This is a genomic window from Enterobacter sp. PGRG2, from assembly GCF_030291195.1.
In the GTDB taxonomy this organism is placed as follows: Bacteria; Pseudomonadota; Gammaproteobacteria; order Enterobacterales; family Enterobacteriaceae; genus Enterobacter_D.
In genome coordinates, this window is record NZ_CP127837.1 from 2112952 (window position 1) to 2128503 (window position 15552).

The 15552-nt window shown below is 52.3% G+C and carries 15 protein-coding genes and 1 pseudogene; 8 read left to right on the top strand and 8 right to left on the bottom strand.

Annotated features, from left to right (window positions below):
* Nucleotides 1–493 (bottom strand): annotated as a pseudogene (locus QRD42_RS09140) (AAA family ATPase); the annotation flags it as partial.
* A 555-nt stretch (nt 494–1048) separates the two neighbouring features.
* Here QRD42_RS09140 and QRD42_RS09145 point away from each other — a divergent pair.
* A complete protein-coding gene (locus tag QRD42_RS09145) occupies nt 1049–2029 on the top strand; it encodes a YadA C-terminal domain-containing protein (RefSeq protein ID WP_321988674.1) in 981 nt (326 codons plus the stop codon).
* Nucleotides 2030–2440: 411 nt separating this feature from the next.
* The gene (locus QRD42_RS09150; RefSeq protein WP_318376141.1) at nt 2441–3994 is read left to right on the top strand and encodes a peptide MFS transporter; all 1554 of its coding nucleotides are present in this window, start codon (nt 2441–2443) and stop codon (nt 3992–3994) included.
* Nucleotides 3995–4046: 52 nt separating this feature from the next.
* On the opposite strand, the gene QRD42_RS09155 is transcribed toward QRD42_RS09150, so the two are convergent.
* The gene (locus QRD42_RS09155) at nt 4047–4658 is read right to left on the bottom strand and encodes a response regulator transcription factor (protein ID WP_072567459.1); all 612 of its coding nucleotides are present in this window, start codon (nt 4656–4658) and stop codon (nt 4047–4049) included.
* 376 nt (nt 4659–5034) lie between these two features.
* Between QRD42_RS09155 and QRD42_RS09160 the strand changes: the two genes are divergently transcribed.
* The gene (locus tag QRD42_RS09160; RefSeq protein WP_321988675.1) at nt 5035–9084 is read left to right on the top strand and encodes an autotransporter outer membrane beta-barrel domain-containing protein; all 4050 of its coding nucleotides are present in this window, start codon (nt 5035–5037) and stop codon (nt 9082–9084) included.
* Between the two features lie 37 nt (nt 9085–9121).
* On the opposite strand, the gene QRD42_RS09165 is transcribed toward QRD42_RS09160, so the two are convergent.
* Together QRD42_RS09165 and QRD42_RS09170 are read right to left on the bottom strand one after the other, a co-directional pair.
* A complete protein-coding gene (locus tag QRD42_RS09165; RefSeq protein ID WP_321988676.1) occupies nt 9122–9694 on the bottom strand; it encodes a DUF1349 domain-containing protein in 573 nt (190 codons plus the stop codon).
* Nucleotides 9695–9752: 58 nt separating this feature from the next.
* On the bottom strand, nt 9753–10553 hold the full coding sequence (locus QRD42_RS09170) for a GNAT family N-acetyltransferase (RefSeq protein ID WP_321988677.1): 801 nt from the start codon (nt 10551–10553) through the stop codon (nt 9753–9755).
* A gap of 141 nt (nt 10554–10694) precedes the next feature.
* Between QRD42_RS09170 and QRD42_RS09175 the strand changes: the two genes are divergently transcribed.
* Nucleotides 10695–11300, top strand: a complete 606-nt coding sequence (locus tag QRD42_RS09175) for an ATP-dependent Clp protease proteolytic subunit (protein ID WP_072567463.1) — start codon at nt 10695–10697, stop codon at nt 11298–11300.
* A gap of 74 nt (nt 11301–11374) precedes the next feature.
* Here QRD42_RS09175 and QRD42_RS09180 read toward each other — a convergent pair whose 3' ends face one another.
* The 3 genes from QRD42_RS09180 to bhsA are packed head-to-tail and all read right to left on the bottom strand — an operon-like array spanning nt 11375 to nt 12130.
* Nucleotides 11375–11584, bottom strand: coding sequence for a YdgH/BhsA/McbA-like domain containing protein (locus tag QRD42_RS09180; RefSeq protein WP_321988678.1), 210 nt, complete (start codon nt 11582–11584; stop codon nt 11375–11377).
* Between the two features lie 60 nt (nt 11585–11644).
* Complete coding sequence (locus tag QRD42_RS09185; RefSeq protein ID WP_318363184.1) at nt 11645–11833, bottom strand: hypothetical protein; 189 nt, start codon at nt 11831–11833, stop codon at nt 11645–11647.
* 39 nt (nt 11834–11872) lie between these two features.
* Complete coding sequence (gene bhsA / locus QRD42_RS09190; protein WP_321988679.1) at nt 11873–12130, bottom strand: multiple stress resistance protein BhsA; 258 nt, start codon at nt 12128–12130, stop codon at nt 11873–11875.
* Between the two features lie 246 nt (nt 12131–12376).
* On the opposite strand from bhsA, the gene QRD42_RS09195 reads away from it, so the two are divergent.
* Both QRD42_RS09195 and QRD42_RS09200 read left to right on the top strand, forming a co-directional pair.
* Nucleotides 12377–13012, top strand: a complete 636-nt coding sequence (locus tag QRD42_RS09195) for a TetR/AcrR family transcriptional regulator (RefSeq protein WP_321988680.1) — start codon at nt 12377–12379, stop codon at nt 13010–13012.
* Nucleotides 13013–13176: 164 nt separating this feature from the next.
* The gene (locus tag QRD42_RS09200; RefSeq protein ID WP_072567468.1) at nt 13177–13449 is read left to right on the top strand and encodes a hypothetical protein; all 273 of its coding nucleotides are present in this window, start codon (nt 13177–13179) and stop codon (nt 13447–13449) included.
* 62 nt (nt 13450–13511) lie between these two features.
* Here the strand turns inward: QRD42_RS09200 and QRD42_RS09205 are convergent, their stop codons facing one another.
* The gene (locus QRD42_RS09205; protein WP_072567469.1) at nt 13512–13988 is read right to left on the bottom strand and encodes a ferritin-like domain-containing protein; all 477 of its coding nucleotides are present in this window, start codon (nt 13986–13988) and stop codon (nt 13512–13514) included.
* A 326-nt stretch (nt 13989–14314) separates the two neighbouring features.
* Between QRD42_RS09205 and QRD42_RS09210 the strand changes: the two genes are divergently transcribed.
* Both QRD42_RS09210 and QRD42_RS09215 read left to right on the top strand, forming a co-directional pair.
* Nucleotides 14315–15049: an AzlC family ABC transporter permease gene (locus QRD42_RS09210; protein ID WP_321988681.1), complete on the top strand. Its 735-nt coding sequence runs from the start codon at nt 14315–14317 to the stop codon at nt 15047–15049.
* A 1-nt stretch (nt 15050) separates the two neighbouring features.
* On the top strand, nt 15051–15374 hold the full coding sequence (locus QRD42_RS09215; RefSeq protein WP_318363187.1) for an AzlD domain-containing protein: 324 nt from the start codon (nt 15051–15053) through the stop codon (nt 15372–15374).
* Nucleotides 15375–15552: the final 178 nt, after the last annotated feature.

Genomic DNA, 15552 nt, shown 5'->3' on the forward strand with positions numbered 1-15552 from the left:
CCAGCTGCCAGTCAGGGATCTGCACGGCGGCGATAATCACCACCGTCAGGGCAAAGGGCAGCGCGAGAGTGCTTAAAATGCTGACCACTTTCTCACGTCCTTTACTCAACACCATAAACAGACCCGCGACGATAATAAACGCCAGCCATGCGCGGCTCATTATCGTAATATGAAGATGATCGCTCAGGAGATTATCCAGCGCGTTTACCAGCGATACCGCGTAAACCAGCGTGACAGGAAAATGCGCCAGACAAAAATAAACCCGTACCGCCTTTTGTCCTTTCGCGCCGAAGAAAGTGCCAAACATCGGCAGGGATTTATCTGCCGTCTGGTGATCGCGCATAAACACGCGGCAAATCAGCACGTGCGGTACTATAGACAGCGGGAAGGCGAGAAGCAGAAGCATAAAGAACACCAGCGGCCCACGCGTACCTATTTCTACGGGCAGAAACAACGTCCCCGCGCCAACGGTGGCACCGTAAACGCCGAGCATCCAGATGGTATCTCTGAATTTCCATCGAGGTCGGGAAGTGGCAATGTTTTCTACAATTTGCGTAGTCATAGTGTCATCTTTCATTAAAGGTTATTCAGAATGAGCTTAAGCGTGGCTGATGTATATATGGGTGGCCAGCAGTAAATGGAAATTTTAGTTAACAACCAAAGGCAATTGTTAAATTATTCCTTTGGAAGCTACGATCCATTCTGAAAAAACGCTTCAATTTAAATAATCACCTGCTATTTAATTATCATATTCGCAGGGCGATGGAAAGGGAATTTGTCCGGCATCAATTGCGGGACGCAGTATGTACTAAAAAATCGGCTGAATGTTACAGTTTTAAATAATTCTGCAACATTCGCTGGTGCATTACACTAACAATGTTTTTTAGCGGTTAATTATCGCGGGCGCGATGTAAACGAAGTTAACTAAAGTTAAACTGATAATATGTTAAGCAGCATTAATACTTGATTGAATGTCGGCTGTGCGTTATTTTTTGTTGCCGGGTGCATCCAATGTGCCGTCATTCCTGATTAATAACGATTTAATTTTATGAAAAAGACGCTTTTAACTTTGGCTATTTTATTGCCTGTGGGAAACGCGTATGCGCATGATAATTGTGCTGCGCTGGATAACTGGCAGTCTGAATGCAGCGCCGCAGAGCAGGCGGTGGAGGATAAAATAAACCAGACGCAACAAAATGGTATAGACAGCTGGTTAAACGATATTAACAACGAAGCGGATCGCCTTGGCGTCCATTTTGACAGCCCCGAAGAGGTTAATTACTGGAACGAGCATCATTACATTACGTGGGGCGACACCAGCGTATCCGATGATTTACTTGCTCAGTTGCATGATAGTATTACGGGGCATCACGACACCAGTAATCCCGATAATAACGGCAGCGATAATAACGGCGATAACAATAATAATAACGCCGATAACAATAATAACCCCGACAATACCGACAACCCTAATACTGACCCGGCGGATAACGGCGATACCTCACTGGCTTCGGTGATCGGTTACGCGGATGCTGTTTCCGATCACGCCGAAGCCGCCGCAGAAGGGCACGCCGATGACGCCGCCGCCGCAGCTGAAAAGCACGCCGACGCTCATGCGGACAGCGCCGCGGCTCATGCCAGAGCGCAGGCTAACACCTACACCGATGAACAGTTTGCCGCTGCGGAAGCCTACGCCAAAGTGCTGGCGGAATCCTCCGCGCGTTATGTTGATCAGGGCGTACAGGATGCAAAACGCTATACCGATCGCGTCGCTAAAGGTTTGCAAAAGCAAATTGATCGCAATAACAAAGCGATTAAACGCCTCGGTGCCAGCGCGCAGGCCACCGCTAACCTCCATTACAACGCTAACCGCAGTGGCTATGCCGTATCAGTAGGCGATTATCGCGGCGAAACCGCGCTGGCGGGCGGTTTGCAGTTCAGAGCGGGTAATCACAGTGCCGTTACGGTGCAGGGCAGTTATGACGCTGAAGCCTTTGGCGGCAGCGTCGGTTTACATGGAGACTGGTAACAGATGTCACCTTACATGAAGCTTTTTCTTTATCTGCTCATCGTTGGCTGGGGATTGTTTGAGGGCGTACGAAATAACCCTGATAAATAACCTCCCTGGAATTTACTCACCCGCATAATGTTCATGGCGGGCCATCAGTATCCTCATCAGTGAGATGAGGATACTGACCTCATTTGCAGTGCTGCCTGATGTCAATCACTATCCACAATCACCCAACATAAAATCTGCGAAACTAGACATTTGTCGACTTTTCATCTTAAAGTCGGGATTCTGCTGTCAGACAACGCTGGTGTTCAGTTAACAAATGGTTAAATAATATTTTGCCGGGTGTAAATGACCGACCGAAAACCTCCATGGTCGGCATACAACCGGTGTTTGCAGTCGCTACGACACACCTCTTTGGGAGAATTTATGCATTCCTCTGTTAATAAAAACGAAAGCCGGACTTTCTTCGGGCATCCTTATCCGCTTGGCTCGCTGTTCTTCACGGAAATGTGGGAACGATTCTCCTTTTACGGCATTCGCCCGCTGCTGATTTTGTTCATGGCCGCCACCGTCTACGATGGCGGTATGGGGCTGGCACGTGAAAATGCCTCGGCCATTGTGGGGATCTTTGCCGGTAGTATGTATCTTGCCGCGTTGCCGGGCGGCTGGCTGGCGGACAACTGGCTCGGCCAGCAGAGGGCGGTGTGGTACGGCTCAATTCTGATTGCCCTGGGCCACCTCTCCATCGCGCTGTCGGCCATGATGGGCAACAGCATGTTTTTTATTGGCCTGATGTTTATCGTCCTTGGCTCCGGGCTGTTCAAAACCTGTATTTCGGTGATGGTCGGTACGCTTTATAAAAAGGGCGATGCGCGTCGTGACGGCGGCTTCTCGCTGTTTTATATGGGCATCAACATGGGATCCTTTATCGCGCCGCTGATTTCTGGTTGGCTGATTAAATCCCACGGCTGGCACTGGGGCTTTGGTATTGGTGGCATCGGCATGCTGGTGGCGCTGGTTATCTTCCGCCTGTTTGCCGTACCGGCCATGAAACGCTACGACAGCGAAGTGGGTCTCGATTCCACCTGGAACAACCCGGTGGCGAAGAAAAACGGCGTCGGCGGCTGGCTGCTCGGCCTGGCGGCAGGCGTGGCAATTGTCGTGGCGCTTATCGCGCAGGGCGTGATTGTGATTAACCCGGTCGCTGTCGCCAGCGTGCTGGTATACGTTATTGCCGCCTCGGTGGCCCTCTACTTTATCTGGCTGTTTGTCTTTGCCGGGCTTAACCGTAAAGAGCGCGCCAGACTGCTGGTGTGCTTTATCCTGCTGGTTTCCGCCGCCTTCTTCTGGTCGGCCTTCGAACAGAAACCGACGTCATTTAACCTGTTCGCCAATGACTATACCAATCGTATGATCGGTGATTTTGAGATCCCTGCGGTGTGGTTCCAGTCCATTAATGCGCTGTTCATTATCATTCTGGCGCCGGTGTTCAGCTGGGCATGGCCGATGCTGGCGCGTAACAATGTGCGCATGAGCAGTATGACCAAATTCGTGATCGGCATTTTGTGCGCTGCGGGCGGCTTTGGGCTGATGATGCTGGCGGCGCAGAACGTGCTGGCGAACGGCGGGGCAGGCGTATCGCCATTCTGGCTGGTGGGCAGCATCCTGATGCTGACCCTCGGCGAGCTGTGCTTAAGCCCGATTGGTCTGGCGACCATGACGCTGCTGGCGCCGGAAAGAATGCGTGGTCAGATGATGGGGCTGTGGTTCTGCGCCAGTGCGCTGGGCAACCTGGCGGCGGGTCTGATTGGCGGTCATGTGAAGGCGGATCAGCTGGATATGCTGCCGGATCTGTTCGCGCGCTGCTCTATTGCGCTCCTGATTTGCGCGGCGGTGCTGACCCTGCTTATCGTTCCGGTGCGTCGTATGCTGGAAAATGCCCAGGTGAAAACTGAAGCAAAACCGGTTGCTGATGCCTGAGTGATATAACGACGCTATGGCAGGTGTAAGCCTGCCTTAGCGTCTTGCCGTATCAGGCATAGCGACCAAAGACATGATAAAGACCCGTCAGGTTATTGACTGCAAATTTATGATAAATGTTGCGACGATGGTGGCTCACCGTTTTGCCGCTGACGTCCAGATAACGTGAGATTTCCTTATTATTTCGCCCTGAAATAATGTAGGGCAATAAATCACTTTCCCGCTTCGTCAGGTTCTTCTCTTTTTCAATATGATACAGCCGCCTGTTTTTGGTGACGATAATATGCTGATTGCCGGAGGCAAAATCCTTCAGGCACGCCTTTAATTTGCGGATGGCACTGACGCAATCAATTGAGTAATCGGAAACGGTATTGATAAGAATATTTTCAATGGTGTTTTCGAAGCAGCTTTCACGCGTAATAAATATAAAATAACTATCTGGATACTTATTCTTAACAACCAGCAGATCGATGAGTTGCTGAATGTCTGACTGCCCATAATCCACCACTATCGCTTTTGTTTGACTAAGTATTTTCTTGGTGAATGTATTAATGGTATCGCTGTACATCACCCGTGAAAAGGATTTGCACTCGGTAAGTAGTTGACGGGAAAGCTCATGAAACCCTTCACGAAAGAAGCTGCATGACGTTATTACAGCGATCATTATCCATAACCTTTATTAAAAATATTCATGGTGGCAATAATTACCTGTGACGGCAATAAAAGGCAATTAAGAAATAGGATTTGGATTATAAGAAAACTCTTACCAAAAAAGAAGCAGATCGTGCGGAGAGATTATTTTTATTACGATGGTGCTTAATAACTGTATATAAAACAGGTGGCTATGTTTCTCTTTGAGATAAATCGTATTAGGGCAGCAACTGTCTGAATGGATCGCGAACTTTCCTCTGATATGTTTGGAGTCGTAACAAAATGTGAACTCATTAATTAAAGTACAGGCCCGCTGTCGGTAACGGGAACGCCGTAAACAAATCGCGGCGCATTACCTTAAATAAGGCTGAATACTTAAGGAGTATGGTATGGAGAAGAATTTCCGCATCACCCGCATTGCCAGAAGTGTAGGGCTGGTATTAGGTGGCAGTCTTATCGTTCCTCACCTCAGCGCTGCAAATACCTGTGTCTCTTATAGCGCCGGAACCTGCGGGCTTAAGGAGTTGCAGGTCACTACCAGCCTTAATCCAAAACCGACAGCCTGGTATTTTACCAGCCCAACCCAGGATGCCGCCATTAACGGCGATGCGGCCGCGAAAAGCATCTATTTCGCCAGCGGTACCTCGTCACGTGGCGATAATGACATTCAAAACCTGTTGGTTGATGGCGCGAAATTAGATAACGCTTATATTAACGCCAGTAAAAAAGGCACCGCCAGTATTACGCTGGCGAATAACGCGTCCGTGGACTGGCTGGAGGCTGGCGGCGGCACCACGCATTTACAGATAAAAGTCGATCGCTCCACCGTGAACGGCGCGCAGGCGGACGTGGACTACGATAAGAACGGCAAAACCCCTGCCAGTAAAAACTATGCCAGAGGATCGGCGCTCTACCTCAGTATCACTGATAACGGTAACCAGAAAATCGATATTGTTAACGGCAGCGTGCTGAACGGCAGAGTGTTAACCGGCGGTGGCGGTATTCATGAAATAAATATCGAAGAGAGCCAGTTGAATAAGGGCGGCGTGGTGATCTCCGGTAGCCGCAATAACAATACCATCGCGTTGAAAAATAGCCGTATTGATACCGCCGGCGCGGTGGTGCCAACGGATAAAGCGCTGCACATTACCAGCTTCGCCACCACGGAAATCCAGAACGACATTGCGCTGGAAAACAGCCAGCTTAACGGCAGCATTTCGGTCACCAACCCGAAAACCGGTTTAAATACCCTGACGCTGAACGGCAGTACCGTGACGAAAACCACTAATGCCAATGGCGATGCGATTATCGTGAACGGCGGCACCTCCACCCGTCTGGCGGCGGCGTCCAGCACCATTAATGGCAATATCGCGCTGACCAGCAGCGATCATGTGCAGGTTGATCTGCAAAACGCTCAGCTTAACGGCAATATGACGCTCGGCAACGCCATCGGTATTGATGTAAAACTCAGTAATAATGCGCATATCACCGGCGATGTGATCCTCGCGGGTGACACTGTGCAGAGCGCGAACGTGCTGCTCGACAATGCCGTTATCGACGGTCACCTCTACGGCAGCGTCAACAGCGCCCTGACGCTGGCCCGCTCAATGACCCGTCTGGATGGCAGTAAATTCAGCAATATCAGTAAGCTGAATATTATCGGCCAGACCGCGATACAGGGCGGCTTTACCGACGGTAACGTCGGCCAGGCGTTGCAGGTGAACGGCGGCAAAGTGACGGCCCCCGTCGATCTGAGCCTGGGAAAACTGACGTTCAATGCGGCGCAGATTATGGCGGATACGCTCTCCCTGCGCGATGGCGCCTCGCTTGAGCTGACTAACAAGAGCCTGCTGCAAACCCGGTCAGCACAGCTTTTTAATCAGGACGCCAGCACTGATACCACTGGCGGATTTAACGCTACCGGATCGCGCATCCGCATTAATGACAGCACCCTGGTGTTAACCGACAGCACCTATCAGCTCGGCTACGTGAAGTCGATAAACCAGCTGCTGGAAGGCCACACCAATGGCGCGCTGGTGATGACCGGACAACTGGTCAACGGCGATACGGCCGTGGGCACTGTCACTATCGCCGACGCCGCGGTTGCCGGGGCGGTACTTTCAGAGGTGCAGGTCACGGCGGATAAAAACCATCTGGTGATAGGCGCGTCCGGCGCGCCGCTGCCGGAGGATGCCATCGGCGTGGAAAACAGTTTCGGCGCCGCGCAGCTGGTGCTGGAAGGCACGCAGGATGCAGAGGTTGAAATCACTGGCGGCCAGTCGCTGACGCTGACCGGGGCGATGGGCGGCGCGCTGATTGGTGTCGCCGGGGCGCCTGAGGCAAATGTGAATATCAACGTCAGCAACGGCGCGTTAAACCTCGGTGCCAGGGCCACGGGCAACACCAGCGGCACGCTGCATGGCAATATCAGCGTGGGCAGCGACAGCCAGATGAACGTGGTCGCCGGACACCACAGCGTGACCTCCGGCAACAGCGAAGCGGCCATAGTCAGCAGCGGTACGGTGAATATCTATCAGAACGCTATTTTTGACGCCGATCTGGCGTTGCAGGATGAGGCGCAACTGAACGTTCAGGGGGCGCTTAATGCGGAGCATCTGATCGCAGGGCAGGACGCCATGATCACCGTCGGCAGTCTCACCGCCGCGGGATCGCTGGTGGTGGGCGATGCGGATCTGCAGGGCGCGCGGATGTTTATCGACCCGGCATGGAAGAGCGGCGCCACCCTGAAAGACGCCTCGCAGGTGGTAATGGCCGGTCGCGAGGTGAATGGTCGCCTGACCACCGGGCAGAATGCCCTGCTGGTGCTGGGGGACACGTCCAGCGCAGCTGCGCTGCAACACTTCGCCGACAGCGGGCTTCGCTGGGGCAAAGAGAGTATTACCGCGGCACTGGCGATTGGCGCACCGCAAACGCTGGCGGCAGGAACGGGCGGTCTGCGTATTGATGGCTCGCTGACCAGCGCATCGGCTTCCCGTGACGCCACGGTGAACCACGCTGAATTTGGCGAACATTCACTGCTGATGGTGAATGCTTCCGCCGCCGCAGGGCACGGGGCGCTGAACGCCACTGACGGCACGTTAAAAGTGGCAGACTCGGCCGCGCTTTATATCGCCGACGCCAGAGCCAATAAAACCTATACCATTGCGAACGGTTTCAGTGACATCCAGCGGGAAGGGCAGGGTTGGCAGGGGGCGAACCTGGTGGTGAACAAGCTGCTTGACGCCACCACACAGGAAAATAACGGCGCGGTAACGGTCACCACCTCCGCCAAAGCGTCGCAGGTGGTCCTGCCGGGCGTGGCGATCGGTAATGCGCTCAACAGCATGATCAGCAGCGGGTCGAACTCGCTGGCCAGTCCGCACGCCAGTATTCGCCTGCTGTCGACTGCCATTGAAGATCCTAAAGTGCACAACAGCGAGGTAATCAAAACCGTCAACAGCGTGGCGCAACTGGCTATTGCGGGCGGGGTGCAGAGCAGCACGCTGGCGACCGGTATGGCCGCTGCCGGGGCGATTCAGGACAGACTGTCAGCCACCGGTAACGGGCTGCAAGCGGATAAGGATGCCAGCGTCTGGGTGCAGGCGCTGTATGGCAACCAGCGCAACCGCGATTTGCAGGCCTCGCGCATGACCTATGGCTATGACACCGACTTCACCGGCCTGATAGTGGGCAGCGATGTGGCTTATGAAAGCGCACTGGGGGCGATGCGCAGCGGCGGCGCGGTTCATGCCGGTAACGGTGAAACGGACTCAACGGGTGACTTCAACGCCACCAGTAATGATTTCAGCTTCTGGGGCGTCGCGCTGTATCAGAACTGGGCGAGTCAGGGCGCGAACGTCACTGCGGACATCGGCTACAGCGAAAACCGTAACGACCTTGAACAGCGTATTCCGGCATGGACAAATCTGGATGGCAAAGTGAAGGGCGCGGTGGATTCGCAGTTGTTCACCGTCGGCATCACCGGTGAATATCGGATTAACACGCCACTGGTGGAGATTGTCCCGCACGCGGCCGCTCGCTTCAACCAACTGACCACCCGCGGGTTCGATACTAACGGCAGCCGTCGCGACAGCCTGTTCATAACGGATCAAACGCGTCAGGATATCTGGCAGTTCCCGGCGGGGGTGAAGTTTACTAAAGCCTTCGCGCTGGATGCGGGCTGGGATCTGCGGGCCCAGGCTGATGTCGGGGTGATTGCTGCCGCAGGCGACACGCGCACGCAGAGCAGAGTCTCTGCACCTGGGATCCAGGCTTCTGACGTAATTGCCGCCGATGTGGTCGACAACACCGCGTTCAACGGACAACTGGGCGTGAAGCTGCACAAAGGCAACATGGCCTTCGGCGTTGGCTACAACATCACGGCGTCTGAGCACAGCACCGGTCAGACGATAGGCGCAACCTATAAACTTTCCTTCTGATAACATGAGGATCGCGGGCGTCAGGCCCGCGATTTTTTTAGCTTAAATCATGCAGGGCTTTATCGAGTGGCGGCGTAAGCGCCATCTCCGGAAACTCCACTGCCAGCCCGCGCCGTTCAGGCGTACAGCACATCACGCCCATTTTCGCCGGGCCACGCGGAAACCAGCCTAAACGCAGCAGCGGCCAGTGCTGGCCATCGGTGGAATACTGTAGCCGCAGGCTGTCGCCTTTACGCGTTAGCCGCAGCCAGAAAGTGCGCGGATCGCCCGGAAAAATCCCCGTCGCCCAGTCCGAATTCTCCCGCGTCAGCACGCTGCCGATAGCCGGCGCGCCATCGTTATACTCAATGCCGGCTTTTAACCAGTGGTGCTCGTCGATCATCAGCATGATCCCCGCCTGGTCGTACAGGGTGTTGAAATCTGCGCATACCTTTACCTGGAAGGTAAAGTCATCGGCGACTTCTGTTGCGAAGATATGCCCGGAAAAGCGCTCAAAGCCATACCAGGTCTTTTGCCAGAAGTCGGTCTTTTCGTCGGTAATAACCTGTAATTTACCGTTTTCGTAATGCCACTGCGCGGGTTCATTGATCCAGTTAAAATTTACTGACATGCAGCCTCCAGCGTCGTCAGGATGAAGTCTCAGTGTAGAATCTTTCATACAAAACAGCCTATGGCGTACGCACCATTTCATACTGGGCAATCACCATTTCCTTAAAGCCCGCCCCTTCAAACAATGAAGAAAAAGCGGACGGAACGGCGACGGGCGTACCAATCCCAGGATATTGCGCGTTGATTTTTTGCAGCAGCTTGCGGGCAAGGCCCTGACGGCGGTGCGCGGGATCCACGAAAAGATAGCGCAGCTGCGGCGTGGCTGTCAGCGTGGCGATCACCCCCCAGGCGTGCTCGCCATCTTTCACCACCCGACACGGCAGCGACGGGAAGCAGAGCGGATCGAGCTGCCAGGGCGTATTTTCAGCCGGGCCGCGATAAACCGCGCACAGCAGGCCATCCAGCGAGTCGTCTGCCAGTTCAGTCCTGGGTTCGACAAGCTTGCCCTGATAGCCGCACAGTTCGCGCGCGACGCAAAATCCCAGCGATTGATACAGCGCAATGGCAGGCCTGTTCTCGCGGATCACCTCAAGCGACAGAGAGGTGACCTCTGTTAGCCCGGCAAATAACGCGCTCAGCATCGGTTTGGTCAGCCCTTTACCGCGCCAGCCAGGCTGGATCGCAAAGGCCGCCAGCCGCGCGCGGTTGCCCCGCCGCGTAATAAGCGCGATCGCCACAGGCTCGTTATCCGCAAACCAGACGCAGGAATCTGCAAAGCTCAGCCCCTCGGCAATAAAGCGGGCGGCGAAGTGCTCTGGCGTTAGCGTAAAAGGAACAAAATAATCCTGAAAACAGCGCCCGAGAATATCCGTCAGCTCAGTGATGCTGAGCGCGTAAGCGGGTACGGCGGTAAAAGGCATCGCATCTCTCCATGAACAAATGAGTCACTTACTCTACAGGGTAACGCCGACGGTTACTGTTGGGTTGACGGCAAAAGGCAGCTACACTCAGTTTGCAGATAACATTGCGCATGTTGCGCGCTTTTGCCAGAGGATATGACAATGCACCACACGATGAAAAACGATCCTGAAGATACGTCAAAAGAAGAAACCCAGGGTTCCGGCCTGTTGCAGCAAAAAATGCTCGCCTCCCGCTCGATCATTATTTCCGGCGAGATCAACCAGACGCTGGCCGAAAAAGTAGTGACGCAGCTGATCCTGTTGCAAAGCATCAACAATGATCCGATTAAGCTTTATATCAACAGCCAGGGCGGTCATGTTGAAGCGGGCGATACCATCCACGACTTTATCAAATTCATTCGTCCGGAAGTGCATGTCATTGGTACCGGCTGGGTCGCCAGCGCCGGGATCACCATTTACCTGGCAGCGAAAAAAGAGCACCGCTATTCGCTGCCGAATACCCGTTTTATGATCCATCAGCCGTTAGGCGGCGTGCGTGGTCAGGCAACGGATATTGAAATTGAAGCGCGTGAAATTATTCGCATGCAGGAAAGGGTTAACAAGCTGATTGCCGACGCGACCGGGCAGCCGCTGGAAAAAGTGAAAAAAGATTCAGACCGTAACTACTGGATGTCACCGGAGCAGGCGCTGGATTACGGCGTCGTCGGTAAATTAATTCAGCACTATGATGATTTAAACCTCGACTAAGCCTGTATTGCGCGCATAAAAAAAGCTCCCTCGGGAGCTTTTTTGTCTGGCGGCGCCAGGACAGACTCGCTGACTTATTTTGTCAGTTCAGCGGTCATGTGCACGTTATTACTGACGTTAGCTTCAGTAATTTTATAGGATGCGCCAGCTTTCTCTGCTTTCGCGGCAATCTGCGCTTCAGCGGCGTCCAACGTGGAGGCAGAAGCGGTAACGGATTGTGCGAAAGCGCCGAAAGACATCAGGGACATAGCGGCTACAGCGGCCAGGGTTTTAACGTTTTTCATGATAATTCCTTAAACAGTATATTCGGTAAGAGCGTTAACTTTTTGTTCAGGGATCGCCAGTTACTGGAGATCGCCTGCGGTCAGGTTTTCAGGATCGAAAGCGTGACTGTATTCCAGGTGGTTCTGATGCACGGTGTTATCGATATTCGAACCGGCTTCAGGACGCGGTGTAGAGTTATTGGCTGCCATTGCGCCAAAGGAGACGGTGGCGGCCAGGATAAAAGCAGTAACTACGCTGATGTTTTTCATTTCTTATACCTTCTTTCATCAAGGGTCGTTATCGGCGACTTATTTATAAATGACCGCAGTACCGTGCAGCGTATTCGGGCCGGTAACAGAAGTGATGCGGTAAGACTTCGCGCCCATTTCATCGGCTTTCTGCGCCAGTTCTGCTTCCAGTGATGCGATGTTAGTGCCCGCGTTAGCTGAGATATGCCCCACTTTCTGCTGACCGGCGGGAGTCGCATCAACCTGCACCGCAGCGACGCTTGCGAAAGAGAGTGAACTCAGGATGGTGACGGCGAACAGAGCTTTAACGTTTTTCATAATCAGTACCTTCAGTATTCGGTGTAATGAGTGTCGTAAGTAATTACTTAACGATCGATAGACAAATGATAGATGTGATCTGCATCACACGTCAACCTTATTTTTTAATGACCGTTAATATAATTATTAAACCCATATAAATCATTTAGATACATGAAAAAATTTTTTGTATAAAACCTGCTGGTCATCGCTGCCGACTTGTTTTTATAATGATTACTATATAAATCACTGAAAGCAGGGGGCCGAATGACCATGCAGATGACAAGTTGTACGAAGAAAGGCAGGGGACGACCCAAAGTGTTTGACCGTGAGGCCACGCTGGATCGGGCGATGGAATTATTCTGGCAGCACGGCTACGAAGCGACCTCGCTTGCCGATCTGGTAGAGGCGACAGGCGCGAAGGCGCCGACGTTATATGCAGAATTTACTAATAAAGAGGGACTGTTCCGGGCGGTACTGGACCGCTATGTCAGTACCTTTGCCGCCAGGCACAAAGCGCAGTTGTTCTGCGATGAGAAACCCGTGGAGCAGGCCGTGCGTGACTATCTCACCGCGCTGGCCCGTTGCTTTACCAGCACAGATACCCCGGCAGGTTGTTTTCTGATCAACACTTCCGCCACGGTATCGGCATCTTCAGAGCAAATCGCCTGTGCTGTCCGTACCCGTCATGCACAGGAAGAAGAGATGCTGCTGGCGTTTTTAACGCAACGGCAGGAAAAGGGTGAACTGTCCGCCCACACCGATTTGTCAGCATTGACCGCTTTTATAAGCTGCCTGATCCAGGGGATGTCGGTCAGCGCCCGTGAAGGGGCGTCGCCTGAAGATCTGATGCAAATTATCGATACGACGCTGGCGTTGTGGCCGACGTTAGTTTCGTCTTAAGTCATTAAAATGATTGGTTTTACTGATAAATGGCGATACGGCCGGAAATGTGACCGGATACGATAATAAAAAATTTTCAGATAATTCTGCTAAAAAAGCACAATTTTAAGGCGGTCTGGTATAAACCATCTATAATCTCTATTCATACCTTTGAGGGTGAAAATGTGAACAATGGTTTTTACCGGATCCGGTACAAAGGTATCGTGCAGCTCGCATTCTATACGAATGAAGAAGTAGAAAACCTTGACACCGGTACGCAGACAATGGGTTTCTGGCGCTTTGTTGAGGGCTTTGAAATCGACAACAATGACGAGATTGGTGTACTGGGTGGGCCTTATGACGCCTTTGGAAACTCGCTGACGAGCATTGTATTAAGCAATGAACCTGTTTATACGGGTGGCATTTTCGGCAGCGGCGAACAAACGGAACAAATATAATCTCAGAGAGGCCGATCGGACGATCGGCCTTTCTTTTTACTGCTTAAAAGCAGCAGATGAAATTACGCCTGCTGTTCAGCAAGGATCGTCAGTTTCTCATCTGTGGCTTTTTCTTCTTCCAGCGTTTCACCCAGTAAACGGGCTGCTTCTTTATAACCCAGTTTCACCGCCAGTGCGCGAAGCGTACCGTAAGTGGCGATCTCATAGTGCTCGACCTTTTGCGCAGCGCCAATCAAACCAGCGTCACGTACCGGGCCCGCTTCTACAGAATCGATGATTTCCTGGGCTTCCTCGACCAGACCTTCTAACGCATGGCATTTCATTCGCTTAATGCGTACACCCTCAGTGGCTTCCACCAGTTGATCAAGACGCTCAATCTGACCTTGCGTCTCTTCAAGGTGTTGTTTGAACGCGGCGACCAGTTTCTCATCGGTGGCTGCGCGAGCCATTTTCGGCAGGGCACGCGTAATTTGCTTCTCAGCGCTGTAAACGTCTGATAAATCGTGAATGAATAAATCTTCTAAAGTCTTAATGGTCATTTTGTATTCCTTAAATAATCATTGGAGAAACAATCCGCAAATTATGCGGGATTACGCGATGGTCAGGTTTCAGTTTAGACGATCCTCAAAATTTGCAATGAAAATAAAAATTTAGATTATGGGATGATTCCTGGGGAAAATCAGGCGGGGGATAATTACGTCACCTGTATAAACTATGTGAAAGTAATACTTCTTTATTAATTGCCGGGCCGGGAAATACCAGAACAGCGGTATGATAAGTTGGCAAGTCAGAATTTTCCTTTAATCCTGTACGGAAAACGATACACTTCAACATACGTTGTAATGAAGTCGTTGAGGAAAGAACGATGCTTTCGAATATCCACACCCGTACCGGGCAGCCGTCGCTGTTCCGGGCAGGTGCCCAGGCCTGTTTCCCTACGCTCCCCGGTTACTGGAGTATCGGTATCGCGGCAGGCGCGATAGGGACGTTATCCGGCTTTTCTGTTGTGCAAATCACGCTGCTGGCAGGGTGTCTTTACGCGGGTTCCGCGCATTTCCTTTTTTACTCCTTATGGGCCGCCGGGGCAGAAACCGCCTCCATCGTGCTGAGCGTGCTGCTCGTCAACCTGCGTTATCTGTTGATGAGTTCCTCTGTCAGCCTCTTTTTCCAGCACAGCACCACGTATCAGAAAATTGTCAGCGGCCTGCTGTTGACCGATGAAACCTTTGGCGTGGCCGTACAGTATGGTAGTGAAGCAGGTGAAATTCCCTTTAAATGGATGCTTGGCCTGAACCTCACGGCCTGGATTAACTGGATCATCTCCTGCGTACTGGGAGCCTGGCTGGCGTCGTCGCTGCCTGCCGCACTGATGGAAGGCCTGAGCTTTAGCCTGGTATCGATGTTTATCGGGCTGATCCTGATGACCTGGTTTGCCAGTAAACGACAACGTCTGGAAACGCTGACTATCGTCACCGCGATGGTCATAACCCTGTTATTTCACTCATGGTCGAACACCAGCCTGGTTGTTATTTTTGCCGCTTCAGCGGCAGCTACCCTGGCGACACTGGTGTTGATCAAAATGGAAAAAAGGGGCAAATAACATGGACAGAAATATTATTCTGGCAATTGCGCTGGTGTCGATTGTTACTGCTGCCATGCGCGTCCTGCCGTTATTGTTATTATCCCGTATGCGTTTATCCTTCACGCTGCAACAATGGCTGGCTTTTATTCCCTCCGGAATTATGACCGCCATCGTGGTGACTGAGCTGCTTCAGAAACCAGCGATGACCGCCTCCGGGCTCAGCGTATCGCTGCTGGCGGCGATTGTCGCAACCCTGGTCGGCGCGCTTACCCGCAGCTTATTCGCCACCGTGATTAGCGGTATGGTCGCTTTTTCCGTGCTGCAATTAATGAGCTGGCTATAATTTTTTACCTGTTACTTTTAGTCACAGCTTTTCTGGCGCAGGGGATAACCTCTCCTGCGCCATGGACGACGGCCAGATCGCGCCATAATAAATGAAATTTGCGCTAAGCGCGTTTTGTAATGTAAAAGCCACAATAATTAAAAGTGAATAGCCCTATTTAACCGTTTTAATTTCGATG

Coding starts and splice junctions, on each gene's coding strand:
- QRD42_RS09165 (WP_321988676.1), bottom strand. CDS start 9,694: ATGTCAGTAAATTTTAACTGGATCAATGAACCCGCGCAGTGGCATTAC.
- QRD42_RS09210 (WP_321988681.1), top strand. CDS start 14,315: ATGCTTTCGAATATCCACACCCGTACCGGGCAGCCGTCGCTGTTCCGG.
- QRD42_RS09215 (WP_318363187.1), top strand. CDS start 15,051: ATGGACAGAAATATTATTCTGGCAATTGCGCTGGTGTCGATTGTTACT.
- QRD42_RS09180 (WP_321988678.1), bottom strand. CDS start 11,584: ATGAAAAACGTTAAAACCCTGGCCGCTGTAGCCGCTATGTCCCTGATG.
- QRD42_RS09150 (WP_318376141.1), top strand. CDS start 2,441: ATGCATTCCTCTGTTAATAAAAACGAAAGCCGGACTTTCTTCGGGCAT.
- QRD42_RS09160 (WP_321988675.1), top strand. CDS start 5,035: ATGGAGAAGAATTTCCGCATCACCCGCATTGCCAGAAGTGTAGGGCTG.
- QRD42_RS09170 (WP_321988677.1), bottom strand. CDS start 10,553: ATGCCTTTTACCGCCGTACCCGCTTACGCGCTCAGCATCACTGAGCTG.
- QRD42_RS09195 (WP_321988680.1), top strand. CDS start 12,377: ATGACCATGCAGATGACAAGTTGTACGAAGAAAGGCAGGGGACGACCC.
- QRD42_RS09185 (WP_318363184.1), bottom strand. CDS start 11,833: ATGAAAAACATCAGCGTAGTTACTGCTTTTATCCTGGCCGCCACCGTC.
- QRD42_RS09145 (WP_321988674.1), top strand. CDS start 1,049: ATGAAAAAGACGCTTTTAACTTTGGCTATTTTATTGCCTGTGGGAAAC.
- bhsA (WP_321988679.1), bottom strand. CDS start 12,130: ATGAAAAACGTTAAAGCTCTGTTCGCCGTCACCATCCTGAGTTCACTC.
- QRD42_RS09175 (WP_072567463.1), top strand. CDS start 10,695: ATGCACCACACGATGAAAAACGATCCTGAAGATACGTCAAAAGAAGAA.
- QRD42_RS09155 (WP_072567459.1), bottom strand. CDS start 4,658: ATGATCGCTGTAATAACGTCATGCAGCTTCTTTCGTGAAGGGTTTCAT.
- QRD42_RS09205 (WP_072567469.1), bottom strand. CDS start 13,988: ATGACCATTAAGACTTTAGAAGATTTATTCATTCACGATTTATCAGAC.